Consider the following 14,513-nt stretch of genomic DNA (forward strand, 5'->3'; position numbering starts at 1 on the left):
TCCTAATTTTAATACGCAACTATTGGCCAGCGACATCGAAACTGTCGATGTATTTGCGGCCTGCGGCGAGGGCATTTTTCACCGCCTCGTCCACGGATTTGTGGCGCGATTTTGCCAGCTTGATCAGCATGGGAAGGTTTGCGCCGTAAATAATTTTTCGATCATCATGATGACAGGCGAGCAGCGACAAATTGGATGGGCTGCCCCCGAACATATCCGTGACCACCACCACGCCGTTACCCGTATCAACCGCATCCGCAGCGACACAGATTTCTTGCTGTTTACTCGACCGATCATGGTCTGGCGCAATAGCAATGGCTTCAATACCCGACTGCCTGCCGACGACATGCTCGACAGCAGAGAGGTATTCCTTGGCCAAACCACCATGTGCGACGATGACAATTCCAATCACGCCGACGTCCCCGATTGATTCACGGGCGCGACATAATCGCGCCGTTCCATTTCCCGATGTCTAACTGACACCCGCGAGCCATTTTCTGCAAGGGCTTGTGATAAGTTTTCCGCAAGAGTGACGGAACGATGCTGCCCGCCCGTACATCCAAACGCGATGGACAAATGCCGTTTTCCCTCCTGCTCGTAAGCAGGCAACAATAGCACGGTCAGATCGAAAACCTTCTCGAAGAACGCCGCATAGCGGGGGTCGGCCTCGACATAGGCACGCACCTTCGGGTCCATTCCGTTCATGCCGCGCAGACTAGCGTCCCAATATGGGTTCGCAAGAAAACGAACATCAAACACCATGTCAACGCCGCGCGGCATACCGCGTTTATAGGAAAACGACTGAATTGAGATCGCCATATTTGAGTCGGCATCGCTGGAAAACCACCGTTCGACCTCGTCGCGCAATTGATGGGGCGTAAGATCAGATGTGTCGATCAACACATCCGCGCGGGAGCGGATGGGCAAAAGAAGGTCTTTCTCTCGCAACACGCCTATATGTGCCGTCTCGGCGGGGGCCAAGGGATGACGCCGACGGGTTTCCGAGTAGCGCCGCACAAGCACATCTTCGCTCGCATCGAGGAACAAAAGTTCGACGGCATAAGTGGTACTTTGCGCCAGCCCGTCAATCAACTCTATCATGCCCGCGATAGTGAAATCACGGTTTCGCACATCAATGCCGAGCGCAAGAGGGCGTGTTGTGCCACCCGCATCAAGCAGCCGCGGCAGGATGGACAACGGCAAGTTGTCGATGGTCTCGTAACCGAGATCTTCGAGGACATTGATCGCGGTGGATCGTCCCGCCCCTGACGGTCCGGTCACCAAGACCACGCGGTGGCGTTGCTCGGTTGCATGTGTTGTGATGTCGTCGTTGGTCACGCCACACGGCCTCCTTTAAGCCATTGTATCAAACTTGGGGCAAACTGGGGCCCGTCGACTCGATAGAACAAGGGAATCGAAACACCGACTACGCGCTGTTTTCGCTCAGGAGGCAAGCGGTCCTCTTCACTTTGTGATAGATCGACAACAGCGCGAATGCGGCAATGATCGAAAACACGTGCCGAGAGAATACCTAGGCCACGGGCTTCAATCTGCCCTTTGATGGTTGTGGGTGCCGTCGCGATGAGGCCATCACCATCCGCCCGAACAAAGGTTTGATCGTCGCTCACCAAGGTGGTGCCCAAGGCCATCAAAGTCAGTGCAAGTGTTGATTTCCCACTGCCCGAGGGGCCTGTGATCAACACACCTGCGTCCGGTGTCAGGGCGACACAAGTGGCATGAAGAAGAGTGCCTTTGGCGGCGAAGACGGGCGACGAGGGCGCGCCACTCACACCGGCAAACCCACCACAAAACGCGCCCCGAGTGGCTCGGAGGTGACGTCCGCATCGGTGGGACGAATATTCTCCGCCCAGATCACGCCACCATGCGCCTCGACAATCTGTTTGGAAATCGCCAAACCAAGCCCCGAGTTATTGCCAAACTGCCCTTCGGGGCGTTCGGAATAGAAGCGTTTGAAAATTTTCGACAACGCTTGATCGGGTATGCCTGGTCCGGTGTCTTCAACCACGATCAGAACGCGGCTGTCGCGCTTGCGGACCCAGACCCGAATGGCATCACCATCTTCGCAAAACGAAATCGCGTTGGTGATCAGGTTAACGAATACCTGTGCGAGACGCGCCTCAAGCCCTGCGACGATGATCGGCTCGTCGGGGAGATCGGCGATAAAATCAACGCCTTTTTCTTGGGCATCCTGACCAAGAAACTCGGTCAGGTTCGTGAGCATCGTGAGCAGGTTGAATTCTTCTTCTTCCTCTTTCACCAGCTCGCTATCAAGGCGCGACGCATTGGAGATATCGGAGACAAGGCGATCAAGGCGGCGCACATCATGTTCGATGACATCGAGCAGTTTAGTGCGATGCTCTTCTTTCTTGACCATGCGCAGGGAGCCAACGGCGGAGCGCAGAGAGGCCAGAGGGTTCTTGATTTCATGGGCCACGTCGGCGGCGAACTGTTCGTTGGCGTCGATGCGGTCATATAAAGCAGATACCATACCGCGCAGCGCACTCGACAAACGCCCGATTTCATCGGGACGTCCAGACAGATCGGGAATGCGCACCCGACCGGGGGACACTTTTCGACTGTTCTTGTCACGACCAACTTCGGCAGCCGCAGCGAGATCGGCAAGGGGATTGGCAATGGTAGAGGCAAGCACGAGGCTCAACCCGATGGACACCAGAATTGCGATGATAAAGACTTGAAGGATCTGCTCGCGTTCGACACGCACCAGTTCGTCGATTTCGCCCTCTGCCGATACAAGGCCCACGACACCAACAGTCTCGACCCCGTTGTCGGTTTTCACAGAAATCGGCGCAGCAACCGCGAACACCGTCGATCCCGATTTGCTAAAGCCCGTATCGACACCGATTTGATTTTTGAGCGCACCATTCACCAATGGGGAAATATGAACGATGTCATCCTCTTCGGTGCGCACGTCGAGGTTTTTGCTCCCCCCCGAAAAGGTCATGGCAGTCCAAACTTTGTTCAGAAAGTCGGAGATCACTGTGGGGCGTGTGTCCCGCGCATAACCAGCAAGGCTCGTCGGATCGAGGCGTTTGCGTCCAAGCGTTGAGGCCACCAGATCGCCACCTGCGTCATATAGAAAGACATTCTCAAGCAACGGAATATCAAGGACAGCAAGAACCGCCTCATCATCCGCCCGCAAGACAAGTGGCCCATCGCTGCCCGCTGTGGCTTCGAGCATATCGGCAATCAGCGCCGCTTCCGTCACCATTGCAATTTCGCGCTGTGTCACGAGGCTGTCGCGGAACGGATTGAGATAGAGAATGCCCGCCACCATCAAAATGATCGCGACGAGATTAAAGGTGATGATCTTTTGCGCCAAAGGCGAGCGATTAACGGCGATAAACTTTCGCCGCGACCGTTTTTCGCGCAAATCTACATCGGAGGTTTTCGGTGCAACCCAATCGTCGCCAAGGACAACAGTCGTATCCTTGGCGTCTTTGCGCGAACCTTCAACATGGGAGGACACCGACATCTCTGCCCCTATTCCTCGTTGTAGCGATAACCGATACCGTACAGTGTCTCGATAGCGGAGAACTCGGGATCAACCGTGCGCATTTTTTTCCGCAGACGTTTGATGTGGCTATCGATTGTACGGTCATCGACATAGACCTGATCGTCATAGGCCACGTCCATCAACTGATCGCGAGACTTCACAAATCCGGGGCGCTGCGCGAGAGCTTGCAACAACAAGAACTCTGTGACGGTCAAAGTCACGTCCTTGCCCTTCCAGCTTACAGCATGGCGCAAGGGGTCCATCACCAACTCGCCGCGTTCCATCAGCTTTGTGTCTTCGGTCTCAGCGACCTCAACCCCGTCAAGCGCCTCTTGGCGTCGCAACAGGGCGCGGATGCGTTCCACAAGCAAACGTTGGGAGAACGGCTTTTTCACATAGTCGTCTGCACCCATGCGCAGGCCGAGAACCTCGTCAATCTCGTCGTCTTTCGACGTCAGAAAAATGACGGGCATATTTGTTTTCTGGCGCACGCGCTGCAACAAATCCATTCCGTCCATGCGCGGCATTTTAATGTCGAACACAGCCATATCGGGAAGTTTTTTGTTGAAAGCATCAAGTGCGGATTGGCCGTCGTTATATGTTTCCACTTCGAACCCTTCGGCTTCGAGTGTCATAGAGACGGACGTGAGGATATTCCGGTCGTCATCGACCAAGGCGATCCGAGACATGTTCGGTTTCCTTCAACTGCTCAATAGTTTCGTTTCTGCTTTGACGTTTTGCCGGACATATTCGTCCAGACGCGTGTCCAAATCAAGTGAAACCGCGAATCACCCCGCGGATGGACTCATTGAAAAGCTAAAAGATTCAATGTTTGACTAATATGCCTCACTTATTCCGATTTCGGGCGATTTTCTCTCCTCTCCCTGTGCCATTTTGATCGGTGTTTGCGCTAACCCCAAAAAGTTTGCGCAAACACGAATGTGGTTGCGCTAACTTTGACTTAGCTCCTGTTTACGGAATTTTTTCGCATGTTATAGCCATACCTGTCTGTTGGCTCAGACAGATCGCGAGAGGCCCCTCGCGGCATGATTGAAAACAATGACGCCCACTTTTGAGTGCGGCGGGGAGCTTACACAATGGCAACAGGACGCGTGAATCCAGACTTCACTCTAGACACCCAAGGGATCACTGACCTCGGCAATGTCTACTACAACCTTCTTGAGCCTGCGCTCATCGAACATGCGCTCAAGCGCAACGAAGGCACACTTGGCAAGGGCGGGTCGCTTTACGTCGCCACAGGCGTTCACACTGGCCGTTCACCAGACGACAAGTTTATTGTTCGCACGCCAAACGTCGAGGATGCCATCTGGTGGGAAAACAACCACCCAATGGAGGCAGACAAGTTTGATGCCCTCTATGAGGATATGCTCGACCATATGAAGGGTGGCGATTATTTCGTTGAAGATCTGTACGGCGGCGCCGACCCCGCACACCGTCTTGATGTGCGCATGATCTCAGAGCTTGCATGGCATGCCTTGTTCAACCGCACTATGTTGCGCCGCCCCGCTCTTTCCGAGCTGGACCACTTTGAACCTGACTACACCATTATTAACTGCCCGAGCTTCCAAGCTGATCCCGAGAAACACGGCTGTCGCTCTGGAACCGTGATCGCGCTCAACTTCGACCGCAAGATCATCCTTGTGGGTGGCACATCCTATGCGGGCGAAAACAAGAAAGGCGTGTTCACGCTTCTCAACTACATCCTGCCTGGCAAAGGCGTCATGGCGATGCACTGCTCTGCCAACCACGCCCCCGGCAACCCTGTAGATACGGCGATCTTCTTTGGCCTGTCAGGCACGGGAAAAACCACACTGTCTGCGGACCCGAGCCGTGTGCTGATCGGGGATGACGAGCACGGGTGGTCCGAACGCGGCACCTTTAACTTCGAGGGGGGCTGCTACGCCAAGACCATCGACCTGTCCGCCGAAGCAGAACCAGAAATCTACGCTACCACATCCAAATTCGGTAGCGTCGTCGAGAATATGGTGTTTGACCCCTACACCAAAGACCTCGACTTCCAAGATGACAGCCTGACCGCAAACATGCGTTGCGCCTATCCGTTGCACTACATCTCGAATGCGTCGGAAACCGCCCTTGGGGGCCATCCAAAAAACATCATCATGTTGACTTGTGATGCCTTCGGCGTTTTGCCTCCCATTGCGCGCCTCTCGCCTGCGCAGGCCATGTACCACTTCCTTTCAGGCTTCACCTCGAAGGTGGCAGGTACAGAGCAAGGGATCACCGAGCCTGTGCCAACCTTCTCGACCTGTTTCGGTGCGCCCTTTATGCCGCGCCGCCCAGAGGCCTACGGCAACCTGTTGCGCGACAAGATCGCAAAACACGGCGCAACCTGTTGGTTGGTAAACACCGGTTGGACTGGTGGGGCCTACGGGACAGGATCGCGGATGCCGATCAAAGCAACCCGCAACCTGTTGCATGCCGCTCTTGAAGGCACCTTGGCCGAAGTTGAGTTCCGCAAAGACGAGAATTTCGGCTTCGAAGTCCCCGTCTCTGTTCCTGGCGTTGCTGATGTGCTTCTCGATCCGCGCCGCACTTGGGCCGACAAAGAAGCCTATGACGTTCAGGCTGCCAAGTTGGCGTCGATGTTCTCGGAGAATTTCGAGCAATACATCGACTACATTGACGACGACGTCAAAGCCGCCGCTATCGGCTAAAGCTTCATCACATCACGACATAGAAAGGTGCGCTCTCGGGTGCACCTTTCTTCGCTTGGAGTACGCGACTTTTCTGGATCAGTCCAAACCATACCGCATTAGCTCGCTCACATCACCGCCCGACGGATCAGGTTGAGTCCAGCAATGATAAGGACAATCAAGGTCATACGCCGAAACTTCTTTTGGTCCAAACGATCCTGCACCAGATTACCGAGGGTTTGACCTATGGCCACGGGAATGATCATCATCAGCGACAAGGGCAAGGTCTTTGCGTTCAAAATACCAGACTGGATATGCGCAAGACTCAACGTGATTGCCCCCGCCGTAAAGATCACGCCTGTGATTCTGATCTGCTGCTTCATAGGCGTATTGATCGCCGTGAGGTAGGTCACCGTCAACGGCCCCCACGTGCCAGCAAGCCCGCCCAGAAACCCCGACGCCGCACCGATCAACACATCCGCCCGTCCTCGCTTGCTCGGGTCGACATACATGACGTGACCTTTGAGCAAGAACAACGCCAATGCGACGATTGGGACGCCTAGAACGAGCAAGAAAACGTTTTGCGGCAGTGCAGCAACAAGTTGAGCGGCGATAACGATGAATATAAGCAGAGTGGCGATGTAAAGCTTAAAGGCGCGCGCCACATCGACAACTGCGCCGATCCCGCCGCCCCGTAAGGATTGCCACACATTGGACAGGACTGTCGGCACGATCATGGAGGCGATAGCCGTCTCCGGCGGCAGCACCGACGCAAGGCCAGAGACCATAATCATTGGCAAAGCGAAGCCTGTGGCTCCTTTTACGAAGCCTGCCAGAACAGTGACCGCAAATGCGAAAACAAGTTGCGGGAGGGTCAGGAGGTCTGTGAGCGTATCTATAAACATAGCCCCTTCATAGGCATCAAAGGGCAAGGGGTCACCCAAATTCCGACGCGACACTTTAGATCATAATTTTACAATTTCGCAAAATATTATTGCGCTGCGACTGCAAAATGATTAGACCTGCTGATGACTTTCCCAGAGGAGAGTCCCTTGGCCCCAGACACGCAGGATACGCTCATGACGACCGCAATTTTGTCCAATCTTCTGACACTCACCGCCGCCGCGGTTCCCGCGGTGCAAGAGCTTCAAGGCCGCGCGAAAGATGCGTTGAGGGTCGAGTTTCTCGATGGGAGCCGCATTTCAGGGGCCAAGCTGGACGCCAACCAAACAGCGGCGCACGGCCTCGCATGGCTGTCCACCTACGTCGAAGCCCTGCGCCAGATGCAAAAATGGGGCGAAGCTCTAGAGGCCGATGGGAAATTCGGCGAGATGGAGCAACTGATCCATCAGATCGCCTTCGGTGAATACCTCAGCCAGATTTACGGGGGAATCCCCATGAACCAAGGCGAGGTTGCTCGTCTCTCTGACATGGGGCTTGGATTTTTGCAGCCCTCTGAAAACAGCGTGACCAAGCTTATGCTCGAAGGCAACACACTGGCGGCTCGGTCCCGTCTCGTCGAATTGATGCGCGACAATCACGGACATGCAACTTTCGGAGCGTCTGGTCTAAATGACGAATTGGAAATGGTCCGCGATCAATTTCGCCGTTTTGCAGATGAAAAGGTTGCCCCCTTTGCCCACGAGTGGCACCTCAAGGACGAGTTAATCCCGATGTCAGTGATTGACGAATTGGCGGAAATGGGTGTCTTCGGCCTCACAATTCCCGAAGAATTCGGTGGTTTCGGTTTTCCAAAAGCCGCGATGGTCGTTGTGTCCGAGGAGCTTTCACGCGGCTACATCGGCGTCGGCTCCCTTGGCACGCGAACCGAGATCGCCGCAGAATTGATCCTGACGGGAGGCACCCAAGAGCAAAAAGAGAACTGGCTCCCGAAATTGTCGAGCGGAGAAATTCTGCCCACGGCGGTGTTCACCGAACCCAACACAGGCTCCGACCTCGGAAGCCTGCGCACCCGCGCCGTGAAAGACGGAGAGACTTACACAGTGACGGGCAACAAGACGTGGATCACCCACGCGGCCCGCACAAATCTGATGACACTTTTGGCCCGCACCGATCCCGCCACCTCGGACTACAAAGGTCTGTCGATGTTCCTCGCTGAAAAGACACCCGGCGATGCCTCCAACGCCTTCCCCACCGCGGGCATGACGGGCGGCGAGATCGAAGTGCTCGGCTACCGTGGCATGAAGGAATACGAACTGGCTTTTGATGGTTTCGAGGTGAAGGCGGAGAACCTGCTTGGTGGCGAAGAGGGCAAGGGCTTCAAACAGCTTATGGAGACCTTCGAGAGCGCCCGCATCCAGACCGCCGCCCGCGCCATCGGCGTGGCTCAGAACGCGCTTGAAGTCGGAATGCAATATGCAGAGGACCGCAAACAATTCGCCAAATCCCTGATTGAATTCCCACGCGTCTCGGGCAAGCTCGCCATGATGGCCGTCGAGATTATGGTGGCTCGCCAGCTGACCTATTTCGCCGCATGGGAAAAAGACAACGGACACCGCTGTGACGTGGAGGCGGGCATGGCGAAACTGCTTGGCGCGCGCGTGGCATGGGCGGCGGCCGATAATGCGCTGCAAATTCACGGTGGCAACGGCTTTGCGCTTGAGTATCAGATCAGCCGCATTCTCTGCGATGCGCGGATTCTGAACATTTTCGAAGGCGCAGGCGAAATTCAGGCACAGGTCATCGCGCGGCGTCTGCTAGCCTAATCCGACCTGAACAGAACGTTAGAAAGGCGGAGCTTCTTGCGCCGCCTTTTTTGCGAGACGATCCAAAAACCGCTCCCGCGCCTGAGGCAATGGTTTGTCCGATAGTTCTGCAAGGATTTTGGCGATGAAATGTCCCGTCGTTGTCATCCCTTCGATGATCTCGGCGTAGACAAGAGACGATTGGCCGAGCAGGCACTGCGGCAAGGGTAGCAACTTGTCAGCCCATTCCCCTGCACCCTGACGGCTCACCGCGCGACCCGATCGTGGCGAGACATAGGCCAGGTCATCGGGGCTACCCGTAACGGCGCAGGCCGAGAGATCAAGCCCGAACCCCAACTCCTCGAGTAACGACACTTCCCAATGCAAATAGGCAAGCGGCCAATTGGGATCAGTACCCAGACGGTCAAATAGGCTCATTGTCTCGAGATAAAGATAGTCGTGCGGCTCACGCTCGGGCAGCGTTGAAGTCAACAGGGAGGTGAGTGTATTGAGACCCTCCAGCGCTAAAGGATCACTCATCACATCCGCCGCCCGTGACCGTAATGGCTCCACCGTAAAGGTGCCCAAATGGTCCTCAAGTCGCGCCTTCCATGTGACTGAGATCTGTCCGCCGGGTTGAAGGTGTGGCGTCATTTTACGAGACACGCCACCGCGCACCACACCCGCATGACGCCCGTGTGCTTCGGTGAAGACTTCTAAAACTACCGAGGTTTCGCCGTACTTCCGCACGGCAAGAACTGTGCCTTGATCACGCCACTCCATACCACACCATGCCCCTCTCGCCCTTGCCCGTGCAAGCGCGGAATGCAGCGATTTCCCCCAACATGCCGCACAATGTGACGTCACGTCGAACAGGTGCCAAACGCATTGCGCCGCAATGCAACGGGCGATTACCGTCGAGACCCATGATGACACGCTTGCCTACTTCACCGCATTCGCCCTATTCGTGATCGAAGCCACAGCCTATGGGGCATCAACACTCAAACATATTTTAGAGGGCGATAAATCCGTGCCCTTTGGGATACTGTCGCATCAATTCAAATTCTTCACCCTATGGACAAACGTTTTGGTCATGGGGCTGTTCGCGCGGATCGCATGGACGCGCCGCCTGCCACATGACGGATGGTTAGCCGCAACTACGCTTTGGCTTTTGATTGTGATGACGGTCTGGCATGCACTGCTTGGCAATGACACGCCGCCGACAGGATTAGATTGGGTGTCGGACACGCTCTTTCACAGTGTCTCGCCCGTTGTCCTTGCGCTTTGGTGGGTCGCATTTGCCCCCAAAGTCCGCCTCGGATGGCATCACGCCACGATATGGCTATTGTGGCCACTCGCCTACCTCGTCTACGCCGTAACGCGGGGACTCTTTACGGGGTTCTACCCCTATTTCTTTGTCGATCTTGAGGCTTTGGGATGGGGCGGCTTGCTTGGATGGGCGGGTAAGTTCCTCATCGCATTTTATCTCGCAGGACTGCTCATCGTTGCCATTGGCAAGAACATCAATCGCTCAAACCGATCTCGTCAAGAAGTGTCCGCCCCTGACGGTCCTCAACCTCGATAATCCACAAGTCCGCATCAAAGCTGCGTTGCTTGGCCAAGGCGGCATCGACATCACGCTCGTCGCCCTCGGACAGGATACGCCATTCGCGGCGGTCCTCCATGAGATTGAATTCGCGCTGGAACACTTTGGCTTGTCCGTCGAGGGTGTTGAGTTTGATCAAAACTGCCCCCGCTGTTGCGTCGCCTTTTTTAACGACGAACGCCGGAATGTCCGCGAGGCGCAGCCGTGACAGATAGGCCGAAACCCAAAAGTCTGCGGTTAAACGCGCCACGGGTCACGCGTTTCCGTCTTTGAAATCCAAGCCCATCTCGCCGTAGCGTTCGGCCTCTTCAAGCCAGTTGGGGCGCACTTTGACCTGCAAAAAGAGGTGGATTTTACGACCCAGAAATTCGGACAGTTCTTCGCGGGAGGCGCGTGAAATGCGTTTAATGGTCTCGCCCTTTTTGCCCAAAATGATACCTTTGTGCCCGTCGCGCGAGACATAGACGATCTGGTCCACACGTGCGGAGCCATCATCGCGCTCTTCCCATTTCTCCGTCTCAACGGTGAGTTGGTAGGGCAGTTCTTGGTGCAGGTTCAGGGTCAGTTTTTCACGGGTCATTTCTGCAGCAATCATGCGCAGCGGCAGATCGGCAATCTGATCTTCGGGATAAAGCCACGGCCCCGCAGGCACCTCTTTGGCTAGCCATTTGCGCAGATCGTCAACACCACGGCCTTTTTCAGCGGAGATCATAAAAGTCTCCACAAAATCAAACCGCTCATTGAGTTTTTGGGTCATGGCGAGCAGCTTCTCAACGTCAACCATGTCGATCTTGTTGATCGCAAGCGCAACTTTTCCACGTACAGGGTTTTCAGACAAAGCGGTCAGAATGCCCTCGACACCTTCGGACAGGCCACGATGCGCCTCGACCATAAGGACCGTAATATCCGCGTCAGCGGCCCCGCCCCATGCAGCTGTGACCATCGCGCGGTCAAGACGGCGTTTGGGTTTAAAGATGCCCGGCGTGTCCACAAACACAATCTGGCTATCGCCCTCGATAGCAACGCCACGAATACGGGCGCGTGTTGTTTGCACCTTGTGGGTCACAATGGACACCTTTGCGCCAACCATACGGTTGAGCAACGTCGATTTACCTGCGTTCGGTTCGCCGATCAGGGCGACAAAGCCCGCGCGGGTCTGGTCGTTTGCGTCAGCCATGTTTGGCCTCCAGTTTGTTCAAAAGAGCCTTTGCGGCGCCTTGTTCTGCGTTGCGTTTCGAGGGCGCTTTTGCAATTTCGCTCTCGCCGCTGTCCAACACCACTTTAATCGTAAAGACGGGCGCGTGGTCAGGGCCAGTGCGCTCCACCGTCTCGTAACGTGGTGGGTTCTGTTTACGGGCCTGCGCCCATTCCTGAAGCGCGGACTTCGGATCACGCGCATCATCTTCGACATGATCAATCCGTTCACCCCACAGGCGCAAGACCATTTCACGAGCCGTCTCGAATCCTGCGTCCAGATAGACGGCGGCGATCACAGCTTCCATCGCGTCGGCCAAAAGCGCCTCTTTGCGGCGTCCGCCCGACAACATCTCCGAACGGCCCAGTTTAAGAACATCACCCAGATTGATCTGGCGGGCGACATCGGCGCAGGTTTCTTTACGCACCAACGCGTTAAACCGAGGGGCAAGCTGCCCTTCAGCGGCGGACTTGTCCGCTTGGAACAGAGCCTCGGACATGGTCAGTCCAAGCACCCTATCCCCGAGGAATTCAAGGCGTTGGTTGTCGGGACGTGTCGCGGAGGACAGCGAGCTATGCGTGGTGGCGCGAACGAGGAGTTCAAGGTTTTTGAACTCATGCCCGAGGCGCGTCTGGAACGCTTTGAGGTCGGCTGAAATTTTCAATTGATTTTCTCGTAGAAGCGATCAAGTCGCCACGTCCAGAAGAACAGCAGCGATTTCCCTGCGGCGGAGAACATCACACGATCCACACGGCCAAGTAGGTATTCCTCAGGCACGAACCCGACGCCCACGGGCTGTGCCACGCGGCTGTCTGCGGAGTTGTCACGATTGTCTCCGAGGAAAAAATACTGGCCTGCTGGCACAGTGAAGACAGATGTATTGTCAACACGGGTTTCACCAATGTTGAGGATCGAATGCGCATGTCCGTCAGGGAAGGTCTCGACATATTTTTCTTTGATGCACTGCCCACCCAAGCCTGGCGCGGGGTTGGCGCAGCGTGGCGGATTGCCTGCCGACCCTTGACCTTCATAGGTTTCGACAAAAACACCATCTGGCGTCTGTTTAGATTCTTCGCCATTGATGAACAGTACGCCATCCTTCATCTGGATTTTGTCTCCTGGAAGGCCGACAAGACGTTTCACAAAAGCACGGTGTTGGGTCGGGTGCTCAAACACGACAACGTCGCCACGCTCAGGAGCCTTATCCAAAATGCGCCCCGAGACAGGGCACATGAAGGTGAACGGGCAGGAGTATTTTGAATAGCCGTAGCTCATCTTGTTGACGAACAAGAAGTCCCCGATGAGCAGCGTGTCTTTCATAGACGACGACGGGATAAAGAACGGTTGGAAAAAGAAGGACCGGAAAATGCCTGCGATCAAAAGGGCGTAGACGACTGTTTTTACAGTTTCGATCGCACTGTCTTTAAAGCTGCTCATTTCTACTCATGTCCGTTCTGCAAAATCTTTGCGCTATGCCACGCGGTATATGTCGCTAAATGATTGGCGCAGGACATGGAGTCAAGGTGAAGCCGTGATACAGGGCACCAATGAGCAAGGAAGTGTAGGGTTTTCACGTCACCTTTAAGGCATTACGCATCCCGTTTGCGTGCTTCGATCACGACAAAGGCCTGCGCCCACGGGTGGTCGTCGGTTAAAGTGACGTGAATGATGGCCTCGTGGCCCTCAGGGGTCATCGCCTCCAAGCGTTCTTTGGCCCACCCTGTGACACGCATTACGGGCTGCCCCGTCTCAAGGTTGCTCACTGACATATCGATCCACGAGATCCCCATCGCGAGGCCCGTTCCGAGCGCCTTTGAGCACGCCTCTTTCGCGGCCCACCGTTTGGCATAGGTGCCCGCGACATCGCGGCGGTTGTTGGCCTTACGTTGCTCGGTCGGCGTAAAGACACGGTTTTTGAAGCGGTCCCCGAACCGGTCCAAGGTGCCTTGTATCCGTTCAATGTTTGCCAAATCTGTGCCAATGCCGAGGATCATTCTATCCGCGCGCCTCATCCATCAGGCGGCGCATCTCCGCAATGGCAGGATTGATCCCGCGAAAAATGGCCTCCCCGATCAGAAAGTGACCAATGTTCAATTCCACGATCTGCGGCAAGGCGGCGATGGGTTGGACGGTCTCGTAGGTCAGGCCGTGGCCCGCATGGACTTCCAATCCTAGACTGTCGGCAAACTCGGCCATCTCGGTGAGCCGCGCCAACTCTGCGTCCCGCCCTGCAAAATCTCCGTCAGAATGCAGGTCGCAATAAGCGCCAGTGTGCAGCTCTACAACGGCCGCCCCGATACGTGCTGCGGCCTCAATCTGTGGACGGTCGGCGGCGATAAAGATCGACACACGGCACCCTGCTTCGCGCAGCGGGGCGATGAAGTGCGCGAGACGGTTCTCTTCACGGGCGACTTCCAATCCGCCTTCGGTGGTGCGCTCTTCGCGCTTTTCTGGCACAAGGCACACCGCATGGGGTTTGTGGCGCAACGCGATGGATTGCATCTCGTCCGTGGCCGCCATTTCAAAGTTGAGCGGCACGGTGAGGGCCTCCACCAGTCGCTCGATATCAGCGTCCGTGATGTGGCGGCGATCTTCGCGCAGGTGCGCCGTGATCCCGTCAGCGCCCGCCTCTTCGGCCAGTTTCGCGGCTCGGATAGGGTCGGGATAAGTTGATCCGCGGGCATTGCGGACGGTGGCGACGTGGTCGATATTCATGCCAAGTCGAAGGGGCGCTGTATCGGTCATAGGGGGGCCTTTTCTACGCAGTTATGTGCTCTCTCAACGCGACAATAGACCT

Annotated in this window: 16 protein-coding genes; 3 read left to right on the forward strand and 13 right to left on the reverse strand. The window is 55.8% G+C overall.

The window, feature by feature from the left end; translation table 11 throughout:
* Positions 1-19 precede the first annotated feature (19 nt).
* The 5 genes from ACN0TS_RS04925 to ACN0TS_RS04945 are packed head-to-tail and all read right to left on the reverse strand — an operon-like array spanning position 20 to position 4,224.
* Complete coding sequence (locus ACN0TS_RS04925; RefSeq protein WP_417258221.1) at positions 20-412, reverse strand: PTS sugar transporter subunit IIA; 393 nt, start codon at positions 410-412, stop codon at positions 20-22.
* The gene (gene rapZ / locus ACN0TS_RS04930; RefSeq protein ID WP_417258222.1) at positions 409-1,338 is read right to left on the reverse strand and encodes an RNase adapter RapZ; all 930 of its coding nucleotides are present in this window, start codon (positions 1,336-1,338) and stop codon (positions 409-411) included. The genes ACN0TS_RS04925 and rapZ overlap by 4 nt, the downstream gene beginning before the upstream one ends.
* Positions 1,335-1,790, reverse strand: a complete 456-nt coding sequence (locus ACN0TS_RS04935; RefSeq protein WP_417258223.1) for an HPr kinase/phosphorylase — start codon at positions 1,788-1,790, stop codon at positions 1,335-1,337. The genes rapZ and ACN0TS_RS04935 overlap by 4 nt, the downstream gene beginning before the upstream one ends.
* Positions 1,787-3,514 (reverse strand): sensor N-terminal transmembrane domain-containing protein, encoded by a 1,728-nt coding sequence (locus tag ACN0TS_RS04940; protein ID WP_417258224.1) that lies wholly within the window; start codon positions 3,512-3,514, stop codon positions 1,787-1,789. The genes ACN0TS_RS04935 and ACN0TS_RS04940 overlap by 4 nt, the downstream gene beginning before the upstream one ends.
* Before the next feature lie 8 nt (positions 3,515-3,522).
* Positions 3,523-4,224: a response regulator transcription factor gene (locus ACN0TS_RS04945; RefSeq protein WP_417258225.1), complete on the reverse strand. Its 702-nt coding sequence runs from the start codon at positions 4,222-4,224 to the stop codon at positions 3,523-3,525.
* 408 nt (positions 4,225-4,632) lie between these two features.
* On the opposite strand from ACN0TS_RS04945, the gene ACN0TS_RS04950 reads away from it, so the two are divergent.
* Positions 4,633-6,231 (forward strand): phosphoenolpyruvate carboxykinase, encoded by a 1,599-nt coding sequence (locus ACN0TS_RS04950; RefSeq protein WP_417258226.1) that lies wholly within the window; start codon positions 4,633-4,635, stop codon positions 6,229-6,231.
* A 107-nt stretch (positions 6,232-6,338) separates the two neighbouring features.
* Here ACN0TS_RS04950 and ACN0TS_RS04955 read toward each other — a convergent pair whose 3' ends face one another.
* The gene (locus ACN0TS_RS04955) at positions 6,339-7,115 is read right to left on the reverse strand and encodes a sulfite exporter TauE/SafE family protein (RefSeq protein ID WP_417258227.1); all 777 of its coding nucleotides are present in this window, start codon (positions 7,113-7,115) and stop codon (positions 6,339-6,341) included.
* Positions 7,116-7,289: 174 nt separating this feature from the next.
* Between ACN0TS_RS04955 and ACN0TS_RS04960 the strand changes: the two genes are divergently transcribed.
* A complete protein-coding gene (locus tag ACN0TS_RS04960) occupies positions 7,290-8,936 on the forward strand; it encodes an acyl-CoA dehydrogenase family protein (protein WP_417258228.1) in 1,647 nt (548 codons plus the stop codon).
* Positions 8,937-8,954: 18 nt separating this feature from the next.
* Here the strand turns inward: ACN0TS_RS04960 and recO are convergent, their stop codons facing one another.
* The gene (recO, locus tag ACN0TS_RS04965; protein WP_417258229.1) at positions 8,955-9,698 is read right to left on the reverse strand and encodes a DNA repair protein RecO; all 744 of its coding nucleotides are present in this window, start codon (positions 9,696-9,698) and stop codon (positions 8,955-8,957) included.
* 115 nt (positions 9,699-9,813) lie between these two features.
* On the opposite strand from recO, the gene ACN0TS_RS04970 reads away from it, so the two are divergent.
* The gene (locus ACN0TS_RS04970) at positions 9,814-10,500 is read left to right on the forward strand and encodes a Pr6Pr family membrane protein (protein WP_417258230.1); all 687 of its coding nucleotides are present in this window, start codon (positions 9,814-9,816) and stop codon (positions 10,498-10,500) included.
* Here the strand turns inward: ACN0TS_RS04970 and ACN0TS_RS04975 are convergent.
* The 6 genes from ACN0TS_RS04975 to ACN0TS_RS05000 all read right to left on the reverse strand — a co-directional run bounded on the left by ACN0TS_RS04975 (position 10,439) and on the right by ACN0TS_RS05000 (position 14,461).
* A complete protein-coding gene (locus ACN0TS_RS04975) occupies positions 10,439-10,771 on the reverse strand; it encodes a DUF1491 family protein (RefSeq protein ID WP_417258231.1) in 333 nt (110 codons plus the stop codon). The genes ACN0TS_RS04970 and ACN0TS_RS04975 overlap by 62 nt on opposite strands.
* Before the next feature lie 3 nt (positions 10,772-10,774).
* Positions 10,775-11,698 (reverse strand): GTPase Era, encoded by a 924-nt coding sequence (era, locus tag ACN0TS_RS04980; protein WP_417258232.1) that lies wholly within the window; start codon positions 11,696-11,698, stop codon positions 10,775-10,777.
* Positions 11,691-12,380 carry a ribonuclease III gene (gene rnc, locus ACN0TS_RS04985; protein ID WP_417258233.1) on the reverse strand — a complete coding sequence of 230 codons (690 nt, stop codon included), beginning with the start codon at positions 12,378-12,380 and terminating at the stop codon, positions 11,691-11,693. The genes era and rnc overlap by 8 nt, the downstream gene beginning before the upstream one ends.
* Positions 12,377-13,153, reverse strand: coding sequence for a signal peptidase I (gene lepB / locus ACN0TS_RS04990; RefSeq protein ID WP_417258234.1), 777 nt, complete (start codon positions 13,151-13,153; stop codon positions 12,377-12,379). Before lepB ends, rnc begins: the two co-directional genes overlap by 4 nt.
* Before the next feature lie 152 nt (positions 13,154-13,305).
* Positions 13,306-13,710, reverse strand: a complete 405-nt coding sequence (gene acpS, locus ACN0TS_RS04995; protein ID WP_417258235.1) for a holo-ACP synthase — start codon at positions 13,708-13,710, stop codon at positions 13,306-13,308.
* A gap of 1 nt (position 13,711) precedes the next feature.
* Positions 13,712-14,461 carry a pyridoxine 5'-phosphate synthase gene (locus ACN0TS_RS05000; protein WP_417258236.1) on the reverse strand — a complete coding sequence of 250 codons (750 nt, stop codon included), beginning with the start codon at positions 14,459-14,461 and terminating at the stop codon, positions 13,712-13,714.
* Positions 14,462-14,513 lie beyond the last annotated feature (52 nt).

It is taken from the genome of Celeribacter sp. (assembly GCF_048266405.1).
GTDB lineage: Bacteria > Pseudomonadota > Alphaproteobacteria > Rhodobacterales > Rhodobacteraceae > Celeribacter.